Source organism: Bradyrhizobium hereditatis (assembly GCF_020329435.1).
GTDB classification, from domain to species: Bacteria; Pseudomonadota; Alphaproteobacteria; order Rhizobiales; family Xanthobacteraceae; genus Bradyrhizobium; species Bradyrhizobium hereditatis.
In genome coordinates, this window is record NZ_JAGKJK010000012.1 from 1 (window position 1) to 20,978 (window position 20,978).

Annotated in this window: 23 protein-coding genes and 1 pseudogene; 17 read left to right on the plus strand and 7 right to left on the minus strand. The window is 63.9% G+C overall.

From position 1 onward, the window contains the following. Positions 1-246: pseudogene (locus J6524_RS25745) on the plus strand (integrase core domain-containing protein); the annotation flags it as partial. A 335-nt stretch (positions 247-581) separates the two neighbouring features. Next, positions 582-1,385, plus strand: a complete 804-nt coding sequence (locus J6524_RS25750) for a crotonase/enoyl-CoA hydratase family protein (protein ID WP_225675778.1) — start codon at positions 582-584, stop codon at positions 1,383-1,385. Between the two features lie 10 nt (positions 1,386-1,395). Here J6524_RS25750 and J6524_RS25755 read toward each other — a convergent pair whose 3' ends face one another. The 3 genes from J6524_RS25755 to J6524_RS25765 all read right to left on the minus strand — a co-directional run bounded on the left by J6524_RS25755 (position 1,396) and on the right by J6524_RS25765 (position 3,643). Continuing rightward, positions 1,396-2,889 carry an NAD-dependent succinate-semialdehyde dehydrogenase gene (locus J6524_RS25755; RefSeq protein WP_225675780.1) on the minus strand — a complete coding sequence of 498 codons (1,494 nt, stop codon included), beginning with the start codon at positions 2,887-2,889 and terminating at the stop codon, positions 1,396-1,398. Between the two features lie 173 nt (positions 2,890-3,062). Further along, on the minus strand, positions 3,063-3,383 hold the full coding sequence (locus J6524_RS25760; RefSeq protein WP_225675783.1) for a hypothetical protein: 321 nt from the start codon (positions 3,381-3,383) through the stop codon (positions 3,063-3,065). A gap of 89 nt (positions 3,384-3,472) precedes the next feature. Further along, positions 3,473-3,643, minus strand: coding sequence for a hypothetical protein (locus J6524_RS25765; protein ID WP_225675785.1), 171 nt, complete (start codon positions 3,641-3,643; stop codon positions 3,473-3,475). Between the two features lie 105 nt (positions 3,644-3,748). On the opposite strand from J6524_RS25765, the gene J6524_RS25770 reads away from it, so the two are divergent. Beyond that, positions 3,749-4,942: a serine hydrolase domain-containing protein gene (locus J6524_RS25770; RefSeq protein WP_225675787.1), complete on the plus strand. Its 1,194-nt coding sequence runs from the start codon at positions 3,749-3,751 to the stop codon at positions 4,940-4,942. Positions 4,943-5,448: 506 nt separating this feature from the next. Here J6524_RS25770 and J6524_RS25775 read toward each other — a convergent pair. The 3 genes from J6524_RS25775 to J6524_RS25785 form a co-directional block, all read right to left on the minus strand. Next, a complete protein-coding gene (locus J6524_RS25775) occupies positions 5,449-5,616 on the minus strand; it encodes an AbrB family transcriptional regulator (RefSeq protein ID WP_312002478.1) in 168 nt (55 codons plus the stop codon). A 109-nt stretch (positions 5,617-5,725) separates the two neighbouring features. Beyond that, the gene (locus J6524_RS25780) at positions 5,726-5,890 is read right to left on the minus strand and encodes a hypothetical protein (RefSeq protein WP_225675789.1); all 165 of its coding nucleotides are present in this window, start codon (positions 5,888-5,890) and stop codon (positions 5,726-5,728) included. A 193-nt stretch (positions 5,891-6,083) separates the two neighbouring features. Further along, positions 6,084-7,085 (minus strand): adenosine kinase, encoded by a 1,002-nt coding sequence (locus J6524_RS25785; RefSeq protein ID WP_225675791.1) that lies wholly within the window; start codon positions 7,083-7,085, stop codon positions 6,084-6,086. Positions 7,086-7,366: 281 nt separating this feature from the next. Here J6524_RS25785 and murJ point away from each other — a divergent pair, with 281 nt between their 5' ends. The 8 genes from murJ (at position 7,367) to J6524_RS25825 (ending at position 13,917) form a co-directional block, all read left to right on the plus strand. Next, positions 7,367-8,911: a murein biosynthesis integral membrane protein MurJ gene (murJ, locus tag J6524_RS25790; protein WP_225675793.1), complete on the plus strand. Its 1,545-nt coding sequence runs from the start codon at positions 7,367-7,369 to the stop codon at positions 8,909-8,911. An 82-nt stretch (positions 8,912-8,993) separates the two neighbouring features. Next, complete coding sequence (gene trpS, locus J6524_RS25795; protein WP_225675795.1) at positions 8,994-10,046, plus strand: tryptophan--tRNA ligase; 1,053 nt, start codon at positions 8,994-8,996, stop codon at positions 10,044-10,046. A 92-nt stretch (positions 10,047-10,138) separates the two neighbouring features. Beyond that, positions 10,139-10,633 (plus strand): universal stress protein, encoded by a 495-nt coding sequence (locus J6524_RS25800; RefSeq protein WP_225675797.1) that lies wholly within the window; start codon positions 10,139-10,141, stop codon positions 10,631-10,633. A 117-nt stretch (positions 10,634-10,750) separates the two neighbouring features. Next, positions 10,751-11,320: a NifU family protein gene (locus J6524_RS25805; protein WP_225675799.1), complete on the plus strand. Its 570-nt coding sequence runs from the start codon at positions 10,751-10,753 to the stop codon at positions 11,318-11,320. A 220-nt stretch (positions 11,321-11,540) separates the two neighbouring features. Next, the gene (gene tsaB / locus J6524_RS25810) at positions 11,541-12,242 is read left to right on the plus strand and encodes a tRNA (adenosine(37)-N6)-threonylcarbamoyltransferase complex dimerization subunit type 1 TsaB (RefSeq protein WP_225675801.1); all 702 of its coding nucleotides are present in this window, start codon (positions 11,541-11,543) and stop codon (positions 12,240-12,242) included. Beyond that, complete coding sequence (gene rimI / locus J6524_RS25815) at positions 12,239-12,721, plus strand: ribosomal protein S18-alanine N-acetyltransferase (protein WP_225675803.1); 483 nt, start codon at positions 12,239-12,241, stop codon at positions 12,719-12,721. The genes tsaB and rimI overlap by 4 nt, the downstream gene beginning before the upstream one ends. Before the next feature lie 51 nt (positions 12,722-12,772). Continuing rightward, positions 12,773-13,222 carry a Fur family transcriptional regulator gene (locus J6524_RS25820; RefSeq protein ID WP_225675804.1) on the plus strand — a complete coding sequence of 150 codons (450 nt, stop codon included), beginning with the start codon at positions 12,773-12,775 and terminating at the stop codon, positions 13,220-13,222. A gap of 20 nt (positions 13,223-13,242) precedes the next feature. After that, positions 13,243-13,917: an HAD family hydrolase gene (locus J6524_RS25825; RefSeq protein ID WP_225675806.1), complete on the plus strand. Its 675-nt coding sequence runs from the start codon at positions 13,243-13,245 to the stop codon at positions 13,915-13,917. A 256-nt stretch (positions 13,918-14,173) separates the two neighbouring features. Here the strand turns inward: J6524_RS25825 and J6524_RS25830 are convergent, their stop codons facing one another. Further along, positions 14,174-14,320 (minus strand): hypothetical protein, encoded by a 147-nt coding sequence (locus tag J6524_RS25830; RefSeq protein ID WP_225675808.1) that lies wholly within the window; start codon positions 14,318-14,320, stop codon positions 14,174-14,176. Between the two features lie 165 nt (positions 14,321-14,485). Here J6524_RS25830 and miaB point away from each other — a divergent pair, with 165 nt between their 5' ends. From miaB to J6524_RS25860, 6 genes are all read left to right on the plus strand, one after another. Then, on the plus strand, positions 14,486-15,904 hold the full coding sequence (gene miaB / locus J6524_RS25835; RefSeq protein ID WP_225675810.1) for a tRNA (N6-isopentenyl adenosine(37)-C2)-methylthiotransferase MiaB: 1,419 nt from the start codon (positions 14,486-14,488) through the stop codon (positions 15,902-15,904). 4 nt (positions 15,905-15,908) lie between these two features. Beyond that, positions 15,909-16,964: a PhoH family protein gene (locus tag J6524_RS25840; RefSeq protein WP_225675813.1), complete on the plus strand. Its 1,056-nt coding sequence runs from the start codon at positions 15,909-15,911 to the stop codon at positions 16,962-16,964. Between the two features lie 83 nt (positions 16,965-17,047). After that, a complete protein-coding gene (gene ybeY, locus J6524_RS25845; RefSeq protein WP_225675815.1) occupies positions 17,048-17,548 on the plus strand; it encodes an rRNA maturation RNase YbeY in 501 nt (166 codons plus the stop codon). A 1-nt stretch (position 17,549) separates the two neighbouring features. Further along, positions 17,550-18,671 carry a hemolysin family protein gene (locus J6524_RS25850; protein ID WP_376712078.1) on the plus strand — a complete coding sequence of 374 codons (1,122 nt, stop codon included), beginning with the start codon at positions 17,550-17,552 and terminating at the stop codon, positions 18,669-18,671. Next, the gene (gene lnt, locus J6524_RS25855) at positions 18,668-20,278 is read left to right on the plus strand and encodes an apolipoprotein N-acyltransferase (RefSeq protein WP_225675819.1); all 1,611 of its coding nucleotides are present in this window, start codon (positions 18,668-18,670) and stop codon (positions 20,276-20,278) included. The genes J6524_RS25850 and lnt overlap by 4 nt, the downstream gene beginning before the upstream one ends. Positions 20,279-20,525: 247 nt before the next feature. After that, positions 20,526-20,942, plus strand: a complete 417-nt coding sequence (locus J6524_RS25860; RefSeq protein WP_225675821.1) for a helix-turn-helix domain-containing protein — start codon at positions 20,526-20,528, stop codon at positions 20,940-20,942. Positions 20,943-20,978: the final 36 nt, after the last annotated feature.

Sequence of the window (20,978 nt, forward strand, 5' to 3'; positions counted from 1 at the left end):
CACAACGGCGAGATCAAGTGGAACGGCAGCACGATCTACATCAACGAGGCTCTCGTCGGCGAGCCGGTCGGCCTGGCCGAAGACGACGCGGGATGCTGGACCGTCAGCTACGGGCGGATCGAGCTCGGCGTGATCACTCACCGCGGCGATCGCCTGAACAAACCAAAACGCAAGGCCTGTGGACTTGTGGACAACGCGAAGGGGCGTTGCCCACAAGCCGCACAGGCCCAGCAACAACAGACCTGAACGAAACGGGAATTGTGTTACCTATGTCGTCGGTCAGAACTGTTACCCATGTAGCCGGTTGCTCAGAGAGGGGTAAGCCACGAGCACTGCCGTTGCCGCTACCCCTCTCCCTAACCCTCCCCCGCAAGGGGGGAGGGAACAGACCTGTCGCGCGGTGACAGCATGCCCGTACTCCCGCGCGCAGCTTCATCGCGAGCGAAGCGATCCATCTCACCGCAAAGCAGATCGATTGCTTCGTCCGCTTCGCTCTTTGCAACGATGAGCGGATATAGCATTGCCCCACAAGACCGTCTGGTGCCAAGCTCACTCCACAATAAAATGCGAGGGAGCGCTACATGTCCGAGGAAAATTCCGTTCTCGTCGAACGCGATGGTGCCGTCACCATCGTCTCCATCAACCGGCCGCATTGCCGCAACGCCGTCGACGGCGCGACCGCGCGCAAGCTGTATGACGCTTTCCTCGCCTTCGACGCCGACGAAAGCGCATCCGTTGCGGTGTTCACCGGCACCGGCGGCTATTTTTGCGCCGGCGCCGATCTCAAGGCGGTGGCGGCGGGCGATCCCAACAAGAAGCGGGAGCTTGGCGGGCACGATTCGATTGCGCCGATGGGGCCGAGCCGGATGCGGCTGTCGAAACCGGTGATCGCGGCGGTCGAGGGCTTTGCGGTGGCCGGCGGCATGGAGCTTGCGCTATGGGCCGATATGCGCGTGGTCGCCGATGATGCGACCTTCGGTGTCTTCTGCCGCCGCTTCGGCGTGCCCCTGATCGATCTCGGCACCATCCGCCTGCCGCGGCTGATCGGCCATTCGCAGGCGATTGACTTGATCCTCACGGGACGCCCGGTCGGCGCGCAGGAAGCGCTGCGCATGGGGCTCGCCAACCGCGTCGTCGGCCGCGGCGAAGCTGTGGCGCAGGCGATTGCGCTCGCCAAGGAGATAGCGCGCTTTCCGCAAAAATGCCTGCGCGCCGACCGGCTGTCGGCGCTGCGGCAGTGGGATCTCTCCGAGGAAGAGGCGATCGACAACGAGATGCGCGGCGGGCTCGCGGTGATCGCCTCGGGCGAAACGCTGTCGGGTGCGACGCGCTTCGCCTCCGGCGTGGGACGTCACGGCGCGTTCGCCAGTGACGCCAGTGATTGATTGGTCGCAGCTATACGCCCGCCATCATCACATATTTGATCTCGACATATTCCTCCATGCCGTGATGCGAGCCCTCGCGGCCGAGGCCCGATTCCTTCACACCGCCGAAGGGCGCGACTTCGGTGGTGATGAGGCCGGTGTTGACGCCGACCATGCCGGCTTCCAACGCTTCGGCAACGCGCCAGACGCGGCCGAGATCGCGCGCGTAGAAGTACGATGCCAGGCCGAACGGCGAGTTGTTGCACATCGCGATCACGTCGGCCTCGTCCTTGAAGCGGAACACGGGCGCCAAGGGGCCGAAGGTCTCCTCATGCGCCACCAGCGCGTCCGCCTTCACGTTGGCCAGCACCGTCGGCTCGAAGAAGCTGCCGCCGAGCGCATGGCGCTTGCCGCCGGTGATGATCTTGGCGCCGCCCTTCACGGCATCATCGATGTGTTTTTCGACCTTGAGCACCGCATCCATGTTGATCAGCGGCCCCTGCACCACGCCCTGCTCCGTGCCGTCGCCGATCTTCATCGCGGCGACCTTCTTCGACAGTTTCTCGACGAACTCGTCATAGATCTTGTCCTGAGCGTAGATGCGGTTGGCGCAGACGCAGGTCTGGCCCATGTTACGGTACTTCGAGATGATGGCACCGTCGACCGCGGCATCGACATCGGCGTCGTCGAACACCACGAACGGCGCGTTGCCGCCGAGCTCGAGGCCGAGCTTCTTCACGCCCACGGATGCCTGCTGATAGAGGATCTTGCCGACCTCGGTCGAGCCGGTGAAGCCGATGAAGCGAACGGCCGGATGCTCGCACAGCACCTTGCCGATGGCTGATGAGTTACCGGTGAGGATGTTGAACACGCCCTTGGGCACGCCGGCTTTCTCGGCGAGCGCAACAAGCGCCAGCGCGGTCAGGGGCGTCTCATTGGCCGGCTTGAGCACGACGGTGCAACCGGCAGCGAGCGCCGGCGAGACTTTTCGCGTGATCATCGAGCACGGGAAATTCCACGGCGTGATCGCGCCGCAGACGCCGATCGGCTGCTTGATCGCGAGCAGCCGCGCATCGGGCCGTTGGGTCGGGATGGTCTCGCCATAGACGCGGCGAGCTTCCTCGGCGAAAAATTCGACATAGGCGCCGCCGATGTCGACCTCACCGAGCGCTTCCGCCAGCGGCTTGCCCTGCTCGGAGGTGAGGATCAGCGCGAGGTCCTCGCGGTTGGCCGCGATCAGCTCGAACCACTTTCGCAGGATGTTGGAGCGCTGTTTGGCGGTGAGCTTGGCCCAGGCCGGGAAGGCGCGCTCGGCGGCCTCGACGGCTTGCGTCGTTTCCGCCGTACTCATCACCGGGACTTTTGCGAGCTCGACGCCGTTGACCGGATTGGTGACCGGACGCGACGGCGTGCCGACCCAGGCGCCGTCGATGTAGCAGCGATCTCGCAGCAGCGAGGGATCTTTCAGGCGGTCGTGCAGCGAGGGCTGGGAGGATGGAGCGCGAGCGGCGACGGGCGGGTTCATGGCGTTACTCCCTGAGGGTTTCTTGGGGTTGGGTGGGAGTATAGGCCTATACGAGGGACGGCGCATCGGCCGCGGACGCAGCTCTGCTTCAATGAATTTTGAGGCGCCGCCAGTGAGGGGCCTCGTCATTCCGGGATGGTGCGCTGGCACCAGACCCAGAATGATGGCACCCTTTACGCCGCGCCGCTCATATACGTCTCACGGCGGCCGATCATGCGCTGCGCGGCGGCCTTGGCGTCGGCTTTCGTCGATGTCGCGCAGGTCCGGTATTCGAGGTCGGGCAATTTGGCCGTGTCGCGGCGGCCGAACCAGGATTTGGAACCGACCGGCAGCAGTGCCAAGGCCTGGGCGACGTTGTCGACCGCCTCGAACGAGTGCAGCGCGCCGGTGCCGGCATAGCGGACTTCGTAGATGCCGGGCGAGATCGGCGCCTCGATATTTTCGCCACGCCCGGGACGGGGGTAGCGCTTCCATTCACTCCAAGTCGAAATCATTGCGCACCTTCGCAACTGAAGAAATGACAGCCATTTTGGTTAATTTGATCCAGCCAAGACGCGGGCGTTTGTGCTGGAATCTGAACGCCTTACTGAAAAAGATCGGCGACGGGAAGCGCAGGCGCCATCACGATATCGTGGATGGTTAAGCCGGTCACCGCCACTCCCTGCCATCCACCGCTGAATGCGGCGAGGTGTTGCAGTTTTGCGCCGGAGCACCGCGCGAGGCCTGCCCACACGCCTCCCACGCCCTTTGCCATCACGAGATCGCGACATTTGCGGCCGCGCTCGCCGGGCGCTTGCGGGATCAGGCGGGCGGGAGGATGATCGTTCCACTTCCATAAAAACAAAGCGGGAGGTGACCCATGCAAGGCAAAGCTGAGATCGATCAGGTTCTGCGTCAGAAATGCGAGGCGAACGAGATCCCCGGCGTGGTCGCGATGGCGGCGACGGGAAGCGACGTGATCTACCAGGGCGCGTTCGGCAAGCGCGACCTTGGCAAGGACGACGCCATGACCACCGATAGCGTGTTCTGGATTGCCTCCATGACCAAGGCGATCACGACCGCCGCCGGCATGCAGCTGGTCGAGCAGGGCAAGCTTTCGCTCGACGAGCCGATCGGCAGGCTTTTGCCCGACCTCGCCAACCCGCAGGTGCTGGAAGGCTTTGACGAGCGCGGCGAGCCGAAGCTGCGCCCCGCCAAAAGCCCGATCACGCTGCGCCAGCTCATGACGCACACCGCGGGCTTTGCCTACAACATGTGGAACGCCGACTGCGCGCAATATCTGGAGAAGACCGGCACCCCCGCAATCACCACTTGCCAGAACGCCGCGCTGAAGACGCCGATCATCTGCGAGCCCGGCACGCGCTGGGAATACGGCACCAATATCGATTTCGTCGGCAAGGCGGTGGAAGCCGTGAGCGGCAAGCGGCTCGATGTGTATCTGCGCGACCACATATTTGCGCCGCTCGGCATGAACGATACCGCCTTCAAGATCACGGACTCGATGCGCCAGCGCCTGGTCGGCACGCATGCGCGCGGCGAGGACGGGTCGCTGGCGCCGATCCCGTTCGAGCTCGAACAGGAGCCGGAATTCCACATGGGCGGCGGCGGCCTCTATGGCACCGCGGGTGACTACATCAAGTTCACCCAGATGATCCTCAACCAGGGCCGCGGCAACGGCAACGAGGTGCTCAAGCCCGAGACCGTCGCGCTGATGAGCCGGAACCACATCGGCGATCTCACCATGGTCAAGATGGTGTCGGTGGCGCCCATGTACACAAACGATGTCGATCTCTACCCCGACATCGTCAAGAAGTGGGGCCTCTCCTTCATGATCAACACCGCCAAGACGCCGGAAGGCCGCAGCGCCGACAGCCTGGCCTGGGCGGGCCTCGCCAACACCTATTTCTGGATCGACCCGGCGCGCAACGTCTCCGGCGTGATCCTGATGCAGCTGTTGCCATTCGCCGACGCGAAGTGCCTGGAGGCCTTTGCGGGCTTCGAGCGCGGGGTTTACGCCGGGCTCGATGCCGGCAGCGGCCAGAAGGCAGCGTGAGAACGTACAACGAGGGCGGCGACGCGTCCGCGCGTCGTACGCCCTCACCTCGCCCACAGTTATCATGCCCCGCCACCGGGTCTTGCTTCAGGCGAGCCCGGTGGCAGGCGCCAGCGGGGCATCCAGTACGGCGCGGCTTCTCGGCTTAAGCACCGCTTTCTCCGCAGCGTCATTGCGAGGAGCGCTAGCGACGAAGCAATCCATCTCTCCGCGTACGCCGCGGCCGCCCCATCGCGCCCCTCAAGCGCAGGGCTGTCGCACCCCTCAGGTCAAAATATCGAAAACAACCCCATGCAAAGTAGCCTGGCGGCTGGATGGACGCGAAGCGTCAACGCTGGCGAAGCCTGCTGGCTTAAGCCGGCCAACCAGTGGTCTCCAACAGCCCTGAGATTGTCCGGTTTGACCGGTGCGATCCAGCATTCCGGAGACGCCATCTCTCAAGCCGATATGCCTACGGTCTGCTGGATGCCCCGGGTGCGCGCTGCACCCCGCGAGCGCGTGAGCCTTCACCGCTCGTTGGCCTTGTCCCGATCGAACTTGTAGTCGGCCGGAAAAACCCAGTTGAGCGAAGCCAAGCGCTCCAGCGCGGCCTTGCGCCGATCTTCTTTTTGTACAAACAGCGTCCGGTCGACCACCTCGACGATGTTAGGTTCGTCGCCGACCTTCAGACCCATGTTCTCGACCAGCGCCTTGGCGCAACCGCACCGCCAGGCTATTGCCCCATTTCGAAACCTGCATGGCAGCCTCTTTTTGCGTCGTCGGGTAAATCAGCGCTGACAGCCTTCAATCCAATTGCAGATGCTGCGCCACTCCTTCACCAAAATACTCTTCGACGAAGACGCGCCGGTCGGGTTGAGCCGGAGGATCATCGGGGATGCTATGCAGTAGGAATTCGCGTCCGCCGAGTTCGTCGAGACGCGCAAACCACGCCTCCGCATCGAACGGCACTCCATCAGCGGCTTGCAGTCAAGTTTGTTCCGGATCTTGCTGACGGCCTGTCCTTCGGATGGAAGTCGAATTCGTTCGTATTGAACTTCTAGGCGAAGTTGAGCACTTTCGAAAGCCCGCAGGCTCTGCTCGCAGCGCAAGACAGGACGTGGATGGCCGGGCCATCAAACCCGGTCATGACGGAGAACGGCCCCTACACCCCCAACCCGTTCTGCCCCGCCAGTTCCTTCAGCGACACCTGCGGCCGGGCGCCGATATGCTGGATCACCTCGGCTGCGGCCAGCGCCCCTAAGCGCCCGCACATCTCATAGCTCGCATCCCGCACCAGTCCGAACAGGAAGCCGGCGGCGAAGAGGTCGCCGGCGCCGGTGGTGTCGACCAGCTTCTCGATCGGAAATGCGGGCGCGGAGGTGATGCCGTCCTGGCTTATGACCACGCAACCCTTCTCGCTGCGGGTGACGACGGCGAGTTTGCTATCTGCGCGGAGCTGCTTCAGCGCACCGTCGAAATCCGAGGTCTGGTAGAGCGAGTGCAGCTCGGCCTCGTTGGCGAAGACGAGATCGACGGTGCGCTTGCGCATCAGATCGAGAAACTCGTCACGATAACGATCCACGCAGAAGGAATCCGACAGCGTTAGCGCCACCTGGCGACCGGCCTGGTGTGCGATTGAAGCTGCCTTGACGAAGGCTTCCTTGGCGTTCTTGGGGTCCCAGAGATAGCCTTCGAGATAGACGATGCGGGAGGCCGCGATCTGCGCCTCATCGATATCAGCAGGCGAAAGGTCCTGCGCAGCGCCGAGATAGGTGTTCATGGTGCGCTCGCCGTCCGGCGTCACCAGGATGTAGGAGCATCCGGTGGCGGGGCCCCCTTCGGCCGCCTTCGTCTCATAGGCGACGCCGGCCGCTCTGATATCGTGGGTGTAGAGGCCGCCGATTTGGTCGTTCTTGACCTTGCCGATGAAGGCTGTACGCGCGCCGAAGCCGGCGACGCCGACGATGGTGTTGGCGCCGGAGCCGCCGGAGACTTCGGTGGCCGGCCCCATGTCGCGGTAGATCGAGGCGGCGCGGGTCTCGTCGATCAGCGCCATGCCGCCCTTGGTCATGCCATGGTCGGCGAGGAATTTCTCATCGGTCTGGGCAAAGACATCGAAAATCGCATTGCCGATGGCGAGCACGTCGTATTTTGCGTCAGTCATTCATCCGTCCTGTCAGCGGCGCTTTCGATGAGGCTCGGGCTATCAGATCGGGCCTTTCGCAGCAAGGGAAGTGGCCTCACCTCGCCCCGCCTGCGGGGAGAGGTCGGAATTCAAGCACCAGCTTGAATTCCGGGTGAGGGGGAGTCTCCGCGCACTCTCTGCCGGCCGTATTCGCGGAGAGAGCCCCTCACCCCGACCCTCTCTCCGTGAAGAACGGGGAGAGGGAGAAGAGGCGCCGGCGCTGATGGTTTCTTTGCTCCTCGCTGCTATACAGCCCCTCAATGATCCGCTCCTTTCTCACGGTATCCACGGGAACGCTGGCGTCGCGGCTACTCGGCTTTGCGCGCGATTCCGTGCTGGCGGCGCTCTTGGGCGCAGGCGCGGTGGCGGATGCGTTTCTGGCGGCGTTTCAGCTGGTCAATGTTGTCAGGCGGCTGCTCACCGAGGGCGGGCTGAATGCGGCGCTGGTGCCGGCGTGGCTGCGCGTGCGCGAAAGCAGCGATGCCGAAGCAGCGGCGGCGTTTGCAGGGCGCGCGCTCGGCAGCATCGCTTGTATCCTGATCGTGGCGACGGCGCTGCTGGCGCTGGTGATGCCGCTGGTCATCACCGTGCTGGCGCCGGGATTTGTCGGGCGCGAGACCTTGCAGCTTGCAGTCGACAACGCGCGGCTGATGCTGCCTTACCTCGCCTTCGCCGGTCCTGTCACTGTCATGATGGCGCTGCTCAATGCGCAAGGGCGGTTTGCGCTCACCGCGTTCTCGCCGCTCTTGTTCAACATCGCGCTGATTGCGGTGATGGCCGCGCTGCTGGTGGCCAAACCGGATGCGGCGCACGCCGCGCAGATCATCGCGGCCACCGTCGGCATCGCCGGGCTGCTGCAGCTTTCCGCGCTGGTGCTGCGCCGGGGCGAGGCCCTCGCGACGCCGCTGCGCATTTCCTTCGACAAGGAGATCCGCGGCTTCCTCGCCAAGGCGGCGCCGGGCATGATGGCGTCGAGCGCGCCGCAGCTTCTGATGGTCGCCGGCGCGATCATTGCATCAACCTCGCCATCGGCGGTGTCGTGGCTCTATTTCGCAAACCGCCTGGTCGAACTGCCGCTCGGCATCGTCGGCGTCGCCATGGGCACGGTGCTGATCCCGGAACTGACGCGCGCGGTGCGCGGCGATGACCATGCCGCGGTGGCGCATGCGGAATCGCGCGGGCTCGAACTCGCCGTTGCGCTGGCGCTGCCGGCGACGCTCGGGCTGATCGTGTTAGCTGCGCCGATCGTGCGGCTGTTGTTCGAGCGCGGCGCCTTCACGGCAGATGATACGCAGGCAACCGCCCGCGCGCTGATGTGGCTGGCGCTGGCGCTGCCGGCGCATGTGTTGGTCAAGGCGCTGTCGCCGGCGTTTTTCGCGCGCGAGGATACGATGACGCCGTTGGTCGCGGCGCTGCTGGGCGTGGTGCTTTCGATCGCTTCTGCCTTCCTGCTCGGACACTGGTACGGCACTGAGGGCATTGCCGCGGCGATTGCGCTCGGCGCCTGGAGCATGGCGCTCTGCCTGCTCCGCCGCGGCGCGGAGACGTTTGGGTTCTCGATCGATGCAGACGCCCGGCGGCGGCTGCCGCGCATCGTGCTTTCGGCGCTCGCGATGGGCGCGGTTCTCTGGCTTTTGACACGGTCGCTGCCGGCGCTCGCCTCAGGCGCACACAGCCTCGTGCAGGCCGTCCTGCTGCTCGCCGTGATCGCAGCGGGAATTGCGGTGTATGGCGTTTTCCTTGGCCTTTTCGGCGTCACGGGCTGGCGCGAGGCGGTTAACGCCTTAAGGCGAACGCGGGCTTAACGGCTTGCACGGACACCGCCCGCGTGGCAAACGACGGCGCGAAACAGGCACCCCAAACCGGCATTCTCGGGAAAGCTGACCAATGGCCTTTGTTGAACGGGTTTTCTCCGGCGTCCAGCCGACCGGTAATCTGCATCTCGGCAATTACCTCGGCGCGATCGTCAACTTCGTGAAGATGCAGGAAACCCATAACTGCATCTATTGCGTTGTCGACATGCACGCGATCACGCAAGGCGTCGACGTCTGGGGCGGCCCGGCGGAGCTTGCCCGCAACACCCGCGAGGTCACCGCGGCCTTCATCGCCGCCGGCATCGATCCGAAGAAGCACATCGTGTTCAACCAGAGCCAGGTCGCCGGCCATGCCGAGCTTGCCTGGATCTTCAATTGCGTCGCGCGCGTCGGCTGGCTCAGCCGCATGACCCAGTTCAAGGAGAAGGCCGGCAAGGACCGCGAGAACGCTTCCGTCGGGCTCTACGACTACCCGGTGCTGATGGCCGCGGACATTCTGCTCTATCGCGCTACGCACGTGCCGGTCGGCGAGGACCAGAAGCAGCATCTGGAGCTGTCGCGTGATATCGCCCAGAAGTTCAACAACGATTTCGGCGATTCCATTCGCAGCCATGGCTTTGGTGACGGCCAGTTCTTTCCGCTGCCGGAGCCCTTCATCACCGGCCCGGCAACGCGGGTGATGAGCCTGCGCGACGGCACCAAGAAGATGTCGAAGTCGGACGCCTCGGATAATTCGCGCATCAACCTGACTGACGATGCGGATTTGATCGCGCAGAAGATCCGGAAAGCGAAAACCGATCCGGAACCGCTGCCGTCGGAGGAAAAAGGGCTGGAGAACCGGCCCGAGGCCGACAACCTCGTCGGCATCTATGCGGCGCTGGCCGACAGGAGCAAAGCCGATGTCCTGAAGGATTTCGGCGGCGGACAGTTCTCCAGCTTCAAGAACGCGCTGGTGGAACTTTGCGTCGCAAAGCTCGCGCCGATCGCTTCCGAGATGAAGCGGCTGGTCGCGGACCCCGGCCACGTCGACAGCATCCTGGTCGACGGCGCCGATCGCGCCCGCGCGCTGGCGGATGAGACCATGCGCACGACCATGGACATCGTCGGTTTCATCCGAAAGCGCTAGGCTTCACTAGCGCCTGATCGCAGCGAGGCCGCTTGTCGAACGCGGCCGCGCCGTGGCAGCATGCGGCGGTTTGGCGCAGCACCGGGACATGCATGACCACCCAGCGACGAAGCTACGAGACGGGTCACAAGCCAAAATGCCTTGTCATTGTTGACGACACCGCCGAATGGGACCGCGCGGTGTATTACGCCAGCCGCTGGGCGGTGCGCGGCGGCGGCGGCGTCGTGATGCTGCGCATCATCGCAATCGAGGACCAGAACCAGCAATGGCTGGGGGTTGCCGACCTGATGCGCGCCGAGGCCGAGGACGCCGCCAACGAGGCGCTCGACCGGGCTGCCGGCCGCGCCAACGGCATTGCCGCGATCACGCCGGAGCGGGTGATCCGCGAGGGCGACCCGATCACCCAGATCCTCGAGGTGATCGACAAGGACGTCGATATTTCGATGCTGGTGCTGGCGGCCAATCCCGGCCCCGAGGGCCCAGGGCCATTGATCAGCATGATGGCGCAGGTCGCCGGCTCGTTCCCGATCCCGGTCGTCATCGTGCCCGGCGATCTCACCGATTCCGACATCGACGGGCTGTCTTAGCGATTGATACGCCTACAGAATTGCTGGTTTGCGCCCCTTGATCGTGCGCAGCCCATCGCCATCTGCTAAGGGATACCCACGCGCCGGCCTTGAACCGGCGACGCCGGAGAAAAACGCATGTTCATTCAGACTGAAGCTACGCCCAATCCCGCCACGCTGAAATTCATCCCGGGCCGCACCGTGCTCGACTCGGGCACGATGGAATTCTCAAACCGCGAAGCCGCCGCCCGCTCGCCGCTGGCCGAGCGGCTGTTCGGCGTGCCTGGCGTCTCCAGCGTGTTCTATGGCTATGATTTCGTCACCGTGACCAAATCGGAGGGCGACTGGCAGCACCTCAAGCCCGCGATCCTCGGCGCCATCATGGAGCACTACATGTCCGGCGCGCCGCTGCTCGCGGACGGCACGGTCGGCAGTGATGAGGCTTCCGACGAGGAAGGCGAGTTCTTCAACGAGCAAGACGCCGAGACGGTCGCGACCATCAAGGACCTGATCGAGACGCGGGTGCGGCCCGCGGTCGCCAACGACGGCGGCGACATCACCTTCCGCGGCTTCAAGGACGGCGTCGTCTATCTCAACATGAAAGGCGCCTGCTCCGGCTGCCCGTCCTCGACCGCGACGCTGCAGCACGGCATCCAGAATCTGCTGCGGCACTTCGTGCCCGACGTGATCGAAGTCCGGCCGATGTAAGTTGGTGCCGTAGGGTGGGCAAAGCGCAAGCGTGCCCACCTACTTCTTCCGTCAGACCTCATCCTGAGGAGCCGCGAACCGGCGTCTCGAAGGATGAATGGCACCAGCGCGGCCTCGTGGTTCGCGACGGCGCTGCGCGCCTCCTCACCATGAGGGTTTACGGTCCCTCTGCAGCCGCAAGACATGACGGCATGATTGCGCGTCTGCTATACCTGCCCTTATGCTGATCCTCTCCATCGATACCGCGCTCGATGCCTGCGCCGCGGCCGTGCTCGACACCACTGCGGGCGGCGCGATCGCGCTGGAAACGCTAGCGATGAAGCGCGGCCATGCCGAAGCGCTGATGCCGCTGATCGCGCGCGTGATGAAAGCGTCCGGCGTCGCCTTTGCCGCGCTGGATCGCATCGCCGCAACCACCGGTCCCGGCAGCTTTACCGGACTGCGCGTCGGCCTTTCCGCCGCGCGCGGCATTGCGCTCGCCGCCGGCAAGCCGGTCGTCGGCGTGACGACGCTCACCGCTTTTGCCGCTCCCATCGTCAGCGTGCACAGCGAACATCCGGTCATATCGGCCGTCGATGCGCGGCATGATCACGTCTATTTTCAGGCGCTGGGCGGCGACGGCCGTTCGCTGATCAAGCCGAAGGTCGCGCCGATCGCCGAAGCGCTCGAAGCGGCGCGCCTCGGCACGCCGCATCTGGTCGGCAATGCCGCGAAGCTTCTGGCCGAGCGCTGGCCGGCCGATGCGCCGCCACCATTCAAGGTCGACCAGCAGGCCGCGCCCGATATCGCCTGGGTGGCGTGGCTGGGCGCTGCCGTCAATCCCGAGGGCTCGCCGGCACGGCCCTATTATCTGCGCGCGCCGGACGCCAAGCCGCCGAAGGATCCATTATCCGGCGCATCGCAGCCATCCGCCTCATCATGACATGGCTTTCCGATTGGTGGGGCGGCGGCACGTCGGTGATCGAACCGGCTGGCCCGCGCGACGCGTCGCGTCTGGCGCAACTGCATGGCGCATCGTTTCACCGCGGCTGGGGCGAAGGCGAGTTCGAGGTGATGCTGAGCGAGCGCAACACGCTCGTTCACCGCCTCCGGCTCGGGCGCAGGATCATCGGCTTTGCCGTATCGCGCATCGGCGCCGATGAAGCCGAGCTGCTCTCGATCGCCATCGATGCGACCCAGCGCGGCCGCGGCCTGTCGCGCAACCTGCTGCTGACACATCTCGGCCATCTCGCAGGCCGCGGCGTGCGCAAGGTGTTCCTCGAGGTCGAGGAAAACAATCAACCGGCGCGGCGACTTTATGAATGGGCCGGATTTGAGGTCGTCGGCCGCCGGGAACGCTATTATCAGCAGCCCGGCGGGGAGCAATTGAACGCACTTCTGATGCGGCGCGACTTGTCGTAGGATGCGCGCGATGGCAAAACATCCCCGATCTGCCCCGAGGCGTTAGAGAGCATGCCCGCATTGAAATCCCCGCCAGCGCAAAAGAATACCGGCATCGAGGCGCGCTGCGCCGCCACGGGCATGCGCATGACCGAACAGCGCCGCGTGATCGCACGAGTGCTGGCGGAATCGGTTGATCATCCCGACGTCGAGGAACTCTACCGGCGCTGTGTCGCGGTCGACGACAAGATCTCGATCTCGACGGTCTATCGCACCGTCAAGCTGTTCGAGGATGCCGGCATCATCGAGCGGCACGATTTCCGCGAAGGCCGCGCGCGCTACGAGCAGATGCCCGACAGCCATCATGACCATCTGATCAATCTGCGCGACGGCAAGGTGATCGAGTTCACGTCCGAGGAAATCGAGAAGCTGCAGGCCGAGATCGCCCGCAAGCTCGGCTACAAGCTGGTCGATCACCGGCTCGAATTGTATTGCGTGCCGCTTGACGAAGACAAAACTTAAGCTTTCGCGAATTACTTTTCGTGAACTTCGATCTCATCATCTTCGACTGCGACGGCGTGCTGGTCGACAGCGAAGTGATTTCGTGTCGCGCGCATGCGGAGACGCTGACGCGTCACGGCTATCCGATCACGTCGGAACAGGTGTTTCATCGCTTTCTCGGCCGCTCGACGCGCCAGGCTAACCTCGAAATCGAGGCCGAGCTCGGCCGCGCGCTACCAGACGATTTTCATCTGCAGTTGCAGGATGAACTGCATCGGAGTTTCGAGACCGACCTGGAAGCCGTGCCGCATATTCACGCGGCACTCGATGCTATCACCCAGTCGGTCTGCGTCGCCTCCAGCGGCTCGCACCAACGGATGCAGATCAGCCTCGGCTGCACTAGACTCTACGAGCGCTTTGCGCCGAATATTTTTTCGGCCTCGCAGGTCACAAATGGCAAGCCTGCGCCCGACCTGTTTCTGTTCGCGGCCGAACAGATGAAAGTCTCGCCGGAACGCTGCATCGTGATCGAGGATAGCGTTCCCGGCATCACCGGCGGTCGTGCCGCCGGGATGACCCTGCTCGGTTTCCACGGCGGCAGCCATTGCCAGCCGGGTCATGCCGAGATGCTGCGCGCCGCCGGCGCCGTCGCAACGTTCGACGATATGCGGCAATTGCCCGATCTGATTGCGCGTATTGGTCGAAAGCCCGACTAGACTAGCACTACATAGAGGTCGGGCGTCGCTTCCGGCATCACATCAAGCGACCTTGCCGCGAGTTAACTGGCCGCGAAACCCGCTGGTAGGTTCAGACAAACCTGCGTCAAAGGGGCGGCGCATTCTGGAATTACGCGACAGCCGGATAAAAGCCGCCTCGGTATTGAAGGCGGCCGTACCGCTCACGCTCATCGTGGCGCTGGCTATGCTGGCGCGAACTTGGCAGCTTTCGCAGAACGAGTTCGGCAGGCAATAATTACGCTGCGGGCGTTCGCAGCCAGCTCGATAGCTGGCACAATTTCATCTTCAATTCGCTCGATCCCGCCGGCTTTGTTTCCATCGACAAGCCGCCGGTGGCGGCGTTGCGGACGTCGTGGGTGGAAGCCTCCCGCAAGAAGCTCATCAGCTACCTGACCGCCGATCGCGGGGCCGCAAACTTTCTGGTCGCGGTTCCCAACGCCAGAAACCCGGAATGACTGGGGCCAAACACTGGCTTTTTGGCCATTTAGGCTATATTTGACCCCCAAGCCGCCGCCAGGGCGCTATTTCCACCAGCACTCAAGGTCCCATGAAGCCGCCGCGCAAGCTGCACATCAAATCCTATGGCTGCCAGATGAACGTCTACGATGCGCAACGCATGATGGACACGCTGGCCGGCGAAGGCTTTGTCGAGACCGAAAGTGCTGATGATGCGGATCTGGTGATCCTCAACACCTGTCATATCAGGGAAAAGGCATCCGAAAAGGTCTATTCCGAACTCGGCCGGCTTCGCCTTGCCAAGGATGAGGCCGCGCGCCACGGGCGCGACATGCGCATTGCGGTCGCTGGCTGCGTCGCGCAGGCCGAGGGCGAGGAGATCATCCGCCGCGCGCCGACCGTCGACGTCGTGGTCGGGCCGCAGAGCTATCATCATCTGCCGGAGCTGTTGGCACGCGCCAAGAGCGAGGGACGCGCGCTCGAGACCGAATTCCCGGTCGAGGACAAGTTCAACTTTCTCCCTGCGCCCAAACCGGATGCGATCCGCGCGCGCGGCATCTCCGCCTTCGTCACCGTGCAGGAAGGTTGCGACAAGTTCTGCACCTTCTGTGTGGTGCCCTATACGCGCGGCGCGGAAGTCTCGCGCCCGGTCGCGAAAATCGTCGACGACGTCAAACGGCTGGCCGACAACGGCGTGCGCGAGATCACCCTGATCGGCCAGAACGTCAACGCCTATCATGGCGAAGGTCCTGATGGCCGCACTTGGCCGCTCGGCAAGCTGTTGCACCGGCTTGCCGAAATCGATGGCATCGCGCGGCTGCGCTACTCGACCAGTCATCCACGTGACGTCGAGGAGTCACTGATTACGGCCCACCGCGATCTCGACGCGCTGATGCCCTTCGTGCATCTTCCGGTACAATCCGGCTCGGACCGGATTCTCGCCGCCATGAACCGCAAGCATACCGCCGATGATTACCGCCGCGTCATCGACCGTTTCCGTACCGCCCGCCAAGATATTGCGTTTTCATCGGATTTTATCGTCGGCTTTCCGGGCGAAACCGAGGGAGAATTCGCCGCCACCCTCGCGCTTGTCATGCAAATCGGGTACGCTGCGGGCTATTCGTTCAAATATTCGCCACGGCCCGGCACGCCGGCGGCGGACATGCAGGAGACGGTGTCAGCGGCTGAAATGGACGAGCGATTGGTGCGGCTCCAGGAATTGATCGACAGCCAGCAATCGGCCTTCAACAAGGCCATGATTGGCAACACCGTGGATGTGCTGTTCGAACGCGCGGCCCGCAATCCCGGCCAGTTCGTCGGGCGTACCGCCCATCTCCAGCCCGCGCATGTGTTCGCCTCATCGGACATCATCGGACAGGTGCTGCCGGTCAGAATCGATAGCCTCGAGCGTTATAGCCTGCTCGGCGAACTCGCCGGACCATCTGCGCGCCCCGCCCAGTCACTTCCTGTTCAACCGGCCAGTTCTTCTCAAGAAACGCTGGGAGCCTGAACCCTTGCCAAAAAGCGCGTCGGATTCACCTTCGCTCGCTCCCAGCCGCAAATTTGAACGCGACATGCAAATTCCGCCCGAGACCCAGGTCGTCATCGATTTCGACGACAACCGCGCCGCTTCCGCCCTCGTCGGCCCTTATGGCCAGAACCTGGCGCTGATCGAACGGCGGCTCGGCGTCGTCGTCGATTCCCGCGGCAACCACATCACCATCGCCGGCTCCCGCGACGGCTGCGACGCTGCGCGGCGCGTGCTGGAGACGCTCTATTCGCAGGCCGTGCAGGGCCACGACCTCTCGCAGGGTGAAGTCGAAGGCGCGATCCGCGCCGTGCTCGCGCAGGGCTCGCTGTTCGAGTTCGACGCCAAGACCGCAAAGCCGCAGTTCGAGACCATCAACCTTCGCAAGCGTCCGGTGCGTGCCCGCACGGCGGCACAGGATTCCTATATCCGCGCGCTGAAGCGTCACGAGCTGGTGTTCGGTATCGGCCCAGCCGGCACCGGCAAGACCTGGCTTGCTGTGGCGCACGCCGCGCAACTATTCGAACGCAAGGAAGTCGATCGCATCATCCTGTCGCGGCCGGCCGTCGAGGCTGGCGAGCGGCTCGGTTTCCTGCCGGGCGATTTACGCGAAAAGGTCGACCCCTATTTGCGACCGATTTACGACGCACTGTACGACCTGATGGATTCGCGCATCGTGGAGCGCGCGCTGCAGGCCGGCGAGATCGAGATCGCGCCGCTCGCCTTCATGCGCGGCCGCACGCTGACCAATGCCGTCATCATCCTCGACGAGGCGCAGAACACTACGTCGATGCAGATGAAGATGTTTTTGACGAGGCTCGGCGAGAACAGCCGCATGATCGTCACTGGCGATCCATCGCAGGTCGACCTGCCGTTCGGACAGGCCTCGGGGCTTGCCGAAGCCTGCAAGTTGCTCGACAACGTTGAAGGCATTGCGCAGGTGAAATTCACCGCGGAAGACGTCATCCGCCATGAACTGGTGGCGCGGATCGTCGCCGCCTATGAGGGGTTGCCGCAAAAGCCGGCAACCGGAAAGTCTTGACCCAGAAATCTTCGGCGTCGGGCCCGTCGCAAGCAGGCCCGGGCCGTAACCCGAACATTGCAACGCAAAGCGCTGGAACGCTCGTGTCCTCCGTCCCGCTCACCGAAGTCCTCGTGGTTGCCGATTGCTGGCAGAGCGAGCCGGATGCCGAGGCGGTGATCCATCGCGCCATCAACGCCGCCGCCGAAATCGCCGATGCAGATGTCGGCGAGGCAGAGCTTGCGGTCATGCTGACCGACGACGCCGGCATCCGCACGCTGAACAGCAACTGGCGCGGCATCGACAAGCCGACAAACGTATTATCGTTTCCGGCGCTGCAGCCAACCGCAAACGGCCCGCCCGACGCGCCGCGCATGCTCGGCGATATCGCCATCGCCTATGAGACTACGCGCAGAGAGGCCGATGAGGAAGAAAAACCGTTCGATCATCACCTCAGCCATCTTGCGGTTCACGGGTTCCTGCATTTGATCGGATACGACCACGAAAAAGATGACGACGCCGAAGCCATGGAAGGTCTCGAACGCGAGATTCTCGCGCAGCTCGGCATTCCCGATCCCTATGCGGACCGGGAGCGGATGGACTGAAATGCCGGACTCCGACCCAATACAGGATAACCCGCGCAACACGCGCAACCTGCCGGTGGTGGTTCAGGAAGGCGAAGTGCTGCGGCCACCTGCAGAGAACTGGCTGCTACGAGCGATCCGCACGCTGTTCGGCTGGAGGTCGGGATCGGTCCGCGCCGATCTTCAGGTGGTGCTCGACGCTGCCTCCACGCCCGATGACGTCGGCTTTTCCGCCATCGAGCGCACCATGCTGCGCAACATCCTCGATCTCAACGAGCGGCGGATCGCCGACGTGATGGTGCACCGCGCCGACATCGTCGCGGTGAAGCGCGATATTCCGCTCGGCGAGCTGATGAGCCTGTTCGAGAGCGCGGCGCATTCGCGGCTCGTCGTCTACAACGAGACGCTCGACGACCCCGAAGGCATCGTTCACATCCGCGACCTCCTGGCATTCATGACCGCGAAGGCCCGTGTCGGCGAGACTGCCAAGCCGAAACGAAAGAAGCCGTTCCCGGCAGGCCTCGACCTGCGCGCCGTCGACCTTTCGATGCCGCTTGCCGAGGCCAATATCATCCGCAAGCTGCTCTACGTGCCTCCCTCGATGCGGGCGATCGATCTGCTCGCGCAGATGCAGGCCTCGCGCATCCATCTGGCTCTGGTGGTGGACGAATATGGCGGCACCGACGGGCTGGTGTCGATCGAAGACATCGTCGAGCAGATCGTCGGCGAGATCGACGACGAGCACGACAGCGATGAGCCGCCTTCGATCGTGCGGCAGGGCGACAATACGTTCATCGCCGACGCCCGTGCCAGCCTCGAGGACGCACGCACGATGATCGGCGAGGAGTTCGTCACCGGCGAGGCAGGCGAGGAAGTCGAGACGCTTGGCGGCTATCTGGTTGCGCAGGTCGGCCGCCTGCCGGTGCGCGGCGAGGTGATTGCCGGCCCCGGCAATTTCGAGATCGAGGTGCTCGATGCCGATCCGCGGCGGGTCAAGCGGCTGCGGATTGGGATCCGGAAAGAACGCCCGACGCCGCGCGTACCCCGCGACCGCAACCGCCGCGAGGCCACGCCGGATGCCAATGTGCCGCCGACCAATGACAATACGCCGCCGGCCTCCGGTGATGGAGCCGGCTCACAGTGATCCACCCCAATAAATTCCGTGTGGCGGGACTCTCGATCATCCTCGCCTGGGGCTGGAAGCGCGCGGTGATCGCGCTTGCCGCGGGCGCGCTGTCATCGCTTGCGATGGCGCCGTTCAATGCCTGGCCGGTGCTGTTCGTCACCTTTCCAATCGCGGTATGGCTGGTCGACGGCGCGGCGGCCGGAAAATGGCGCGGCGTGCCGGCCGCGGCCATCTCAGGTTTCTGGTTCGGGCTCGGCTATTTCGTGCCCGGGCTCTACTGGATCGGCAACGCCTTCCTGGTGGATGCACCGACCTTTGCCTGGCTGATGCCGTTCGCGGTGCTCGGCCTGCCGGCCTATCTGGCATTATTTCCCGCGCTCGGCTTCGCGCTGGCGCGCCTGATCTGGACGCGGGATGCCTCGCGAGTGCTGGCACTCGCGGTCGGGCTTACGATCAGTGAATGGCTGCGCGGCTACGTGCTGTCGGGATTCCCTTGGAATGCCTTCGGCTACGCGCTGTCGGAGCCGCTGGCGCTGGCGCAGGCCGCCTCGCTGATCGGGCTGTGGGGCATGACCTTTCTCGCTGTCGCCATCTTTGCCAGCCCGGCCGTGCTGATCGACGAGTCTTCGCGCGGCCGCAAGCCCTGGATCGCGCCGGCGGCGGCGCTCGCACTGCTGGTGGCGATGGGGATTTTTGGCGCCGTGCGGCTGTCGCTGCTGCCGACCGTCCTGACCAAGGTCAAGCTGCGCATCATGCAGCCGAACCTGCAGCAGGACGTCAAATTCAATTATGGCGCCAAAGCAGAGGTGATGCAGAAATACCTTGCTCTGTCCGACCGCGCCTCGGGACCGCAATCCACCGGCGTGCGCGACACGCAGATCCTGATCTGGCCGGAATCGGCTTTCCCGTTTTTCCTGACGCGGGAGGCGGACGCGATGGCGCAGATCGCCGAGCTCCTGCCCAAGGGCACCGTGCTGATTACGGGATCGGTGCGCGCTCCTGACGGACCGCCCGGCGTCCGCGTCACCCGCGCCTACAACTCGATATATGTGATCGACCATGACGGTGGCGTGCTGTCGGTCTACGACAAGCTGCACCTGGTGCCGTTCGGTGAATATCTGCCGTTTCAGGAGTGGATGGAAAAGCTCGGTTTCGTGCAGCTGACAAAGGTGCATGGCGGCTTCATTCCCGGCACGCGGCGCCGCGCCATGGAAGTACCTGACGCGCCGAGCGCGCTACCACTGATCTGCTACGAGGCGATTTTTCCCGGAAATGTTGCGGCGCGTGACGATCGCCCCGGCTGGATCATCAATCTGACCAATGACGGCTGGTTCGGAAATTCGACCGGTCCCTATCAGCACCTGCAGCAGGCACGCCTGCGCGCGATCGAAGAGGGGCTGCCGATGGTGCGCGCCGCCAACACCGGCATCTCGGCGGTGATCGATCCTTCGGGGCGCATTGTGGCACGGCTCGGCCTAGGCATCGAAGGCGTGCTCGATGCCAACCTGCCGTCACCACTGCCGCCGACGATTTATGCTCGCCTTGGAGATATCCCGGCGGCCGTCATTGTGGCCGCGGCACTTCTGGTCGTCTTCCGACGCCGCGCTACGAAGCACGCTGCCTGAGATTTACACATCGCAGAGTTGTCACTGGTTTACTAAAAAACGTTGCCTGCACGGTTCCACCAGTTGACAGACAGCCTGTGATTCGCTTTCTGCGGTTGCCAGCGAAGAACAACAACCAGTCAAGTTCATTGCTCAGATCGTCCGCAATTCCACCCGATCCTCCGAGCAGGATTTGACGGTGCCGGCGCCTGAGGCATTGCGCTTCCACTGCCTCAATCGCGTCGCGCAATCCCAGGAGTGATGCAAGATGTCCACGAAAGCGCCTAATCCGGTAGACAAATATGTCGGGAGCCGCGTCCGGATGCGCCGCATCATGCTGGGCATGAGCCAGGAAAAACTGGGCGAAGCGCTTGGCCTCACGTTCCAGCAGGTGCAGAAGTACGAAAAGGGCACCAACCGTGTTGGCGCCAGTCGCCTGCAGCAAATCTCTGAAATCCTGCAGGTGCCGGTGTCATTTCTGTTCGACGGTGGACCTAGCGGCGCAGCGAATGGCGACAATTTCGGCGAAGGCGCCTCCCCGGCCTACGTGTCCGATTTTCTCGCTACATCAGAGGGGCTGGCGCTGACGCGCGCTTTCACCCGCATCACGGACTCGAAAATGCGGCGCTCGATCGTCGAGCTGGTTGAGCAGATCGCCTCCCGCGACGGCCCCGATCCGCGCTGATCTCCATCCGGACGATTTGAAAATTTCGTATTCTGG

What these genes read in the sequence shown, in the direction of transcription:
- J6524_RS25800 (WP_225675797.1), top strand. Translation starts at nt 10,139, where the DNA reads ATGACCACCCAGCGACGAAGCTACGAGACGGGTCACAAGCCAAAATGC.
- rimI (WP_225675803.1), top strand. Translation starts at nt 12,239, where the DNA reads ATGACATGGCTTTCCGATTGGTGGGGCGGCGGCACGTCGGTGATCGAA.
- trpS (WP_225675795.1), top strand. Translation starts at nt 8,994, where the DNA reads ATGGCCTTTGTTGAACGGGTTTTCTCCGGCGTCCAGCCGACCGGTAAT.
- J6524_RS25860 (WP_225675821.1), top strand. Translation starts at nt 20,526, where the DNA reads ATGTCCACGAAAGCGCCTAATCCGGTAGACAAATATGTCGGGAGCCGC.
- J6524_RS25785 (WP_225675791.1), bottom strand. Translation starts at nt 7,085, where the DNA reads ATGACTGACGCAAAATACGACGTGCTCGCCATCGGCAATGCGATTTTC.
- J6524_RS25760 (WP_225675783.1), bottom strand. Translation starts at nt 3,383, where the DNA reads ATGATTTCGACTTGGAGTGAATGGAAGCGCTACCCCCGTCCCGGGCGT.
- J6524_RS25805 (WP_225675799.1), top strand. Translation starts at nt 10,751, where the DNA reads ATGTTCATTCAGACTGAAGCTACGCCCAATCCCGCCACGCTGAAATTC.
- J6524_RS25765 (WP_225675785.1), bottom strand. Translation starts at nt 3,643, where the DNA reads ATGGCAAAGGGCGTGGGAGGCGTGTGGGCAGGCCTCGCGCGGTGCTCC.
- J6524_RS25830 (WP_225675808.1), bottom strand. Translation starts at nt 14,320, where the DNA reads ATGAGCTTCTTGCGGGAGGCTTCCACCCACGACGTCCGCAACGCCGCC.
- tsaB (WP_225675801.1), top strand. Translation starts at nt 11,541, where the DNA reads ATGCTGATCCTCTCCATCGATACCGCGCTCGATGCCTGCGCCGCGGCC.
- miaB (WP_225675810.1), top strand. Translation starts at nt 14,486, where the DNA reads ATGAAGCCGCCGCGCAAGCTGCACATCAAATCCTATGGCTGCCAGATG.
- J6524_RS25775 (WP_312002478.1), bottom strand. Translation starts at nt 5,616, where the DNA reads ATGGGTCTGAAGGTCGGCGACGAACCTAACATCGTCGAGGTGGTCGAC.
- J6524_RS25750 (WP_225675778.1), top strand. Translation starts at nt 582, where the DNA reads ATGTCCGAGGAAAATTCCGTTCTCGTCGAACGCGATGGTGCCGTCACC.
- J6524_RS25770 (WP_225675787.1), top strand. Translation starts at nt 3,749, where the DNA reads ATGCAAGGCAAAGCTGAGATCGATCAGGTTCTGCGTCAGAAATGCGAG.
- J6524_RS25850 (WP_376712078.1), top strand. Translation starts at nt 17,550, where the DNA reads ATGCCGGACTCCGACCCAATACAGGATAACCCGCGCAACACGCGCAAC.
- murJ (WP_225675793.1), top strand. Translation starts at nt 7,367, where the DNA reads ATGATCCGCTCCTTTCTCACGGTATCCACGGGAACGCTGGCGTCGCGG.
- J6524_RS25820 (WP_225675804.1), top strand. Translation starts at nt 12,773, where the DNA reads ATGCCCGCATTGAAATCCCCGCCAGCGCAAAAGAATACCGGCATCGAG.
- J6524_RS25755 (WP_225675780.1), bottom strand. Translation starts at nt 2,889, where the DNA reads ATGAACCCGCCCGTCGCCGCTCGCGCTCCATCCTCCCAGCCCTCGCTG.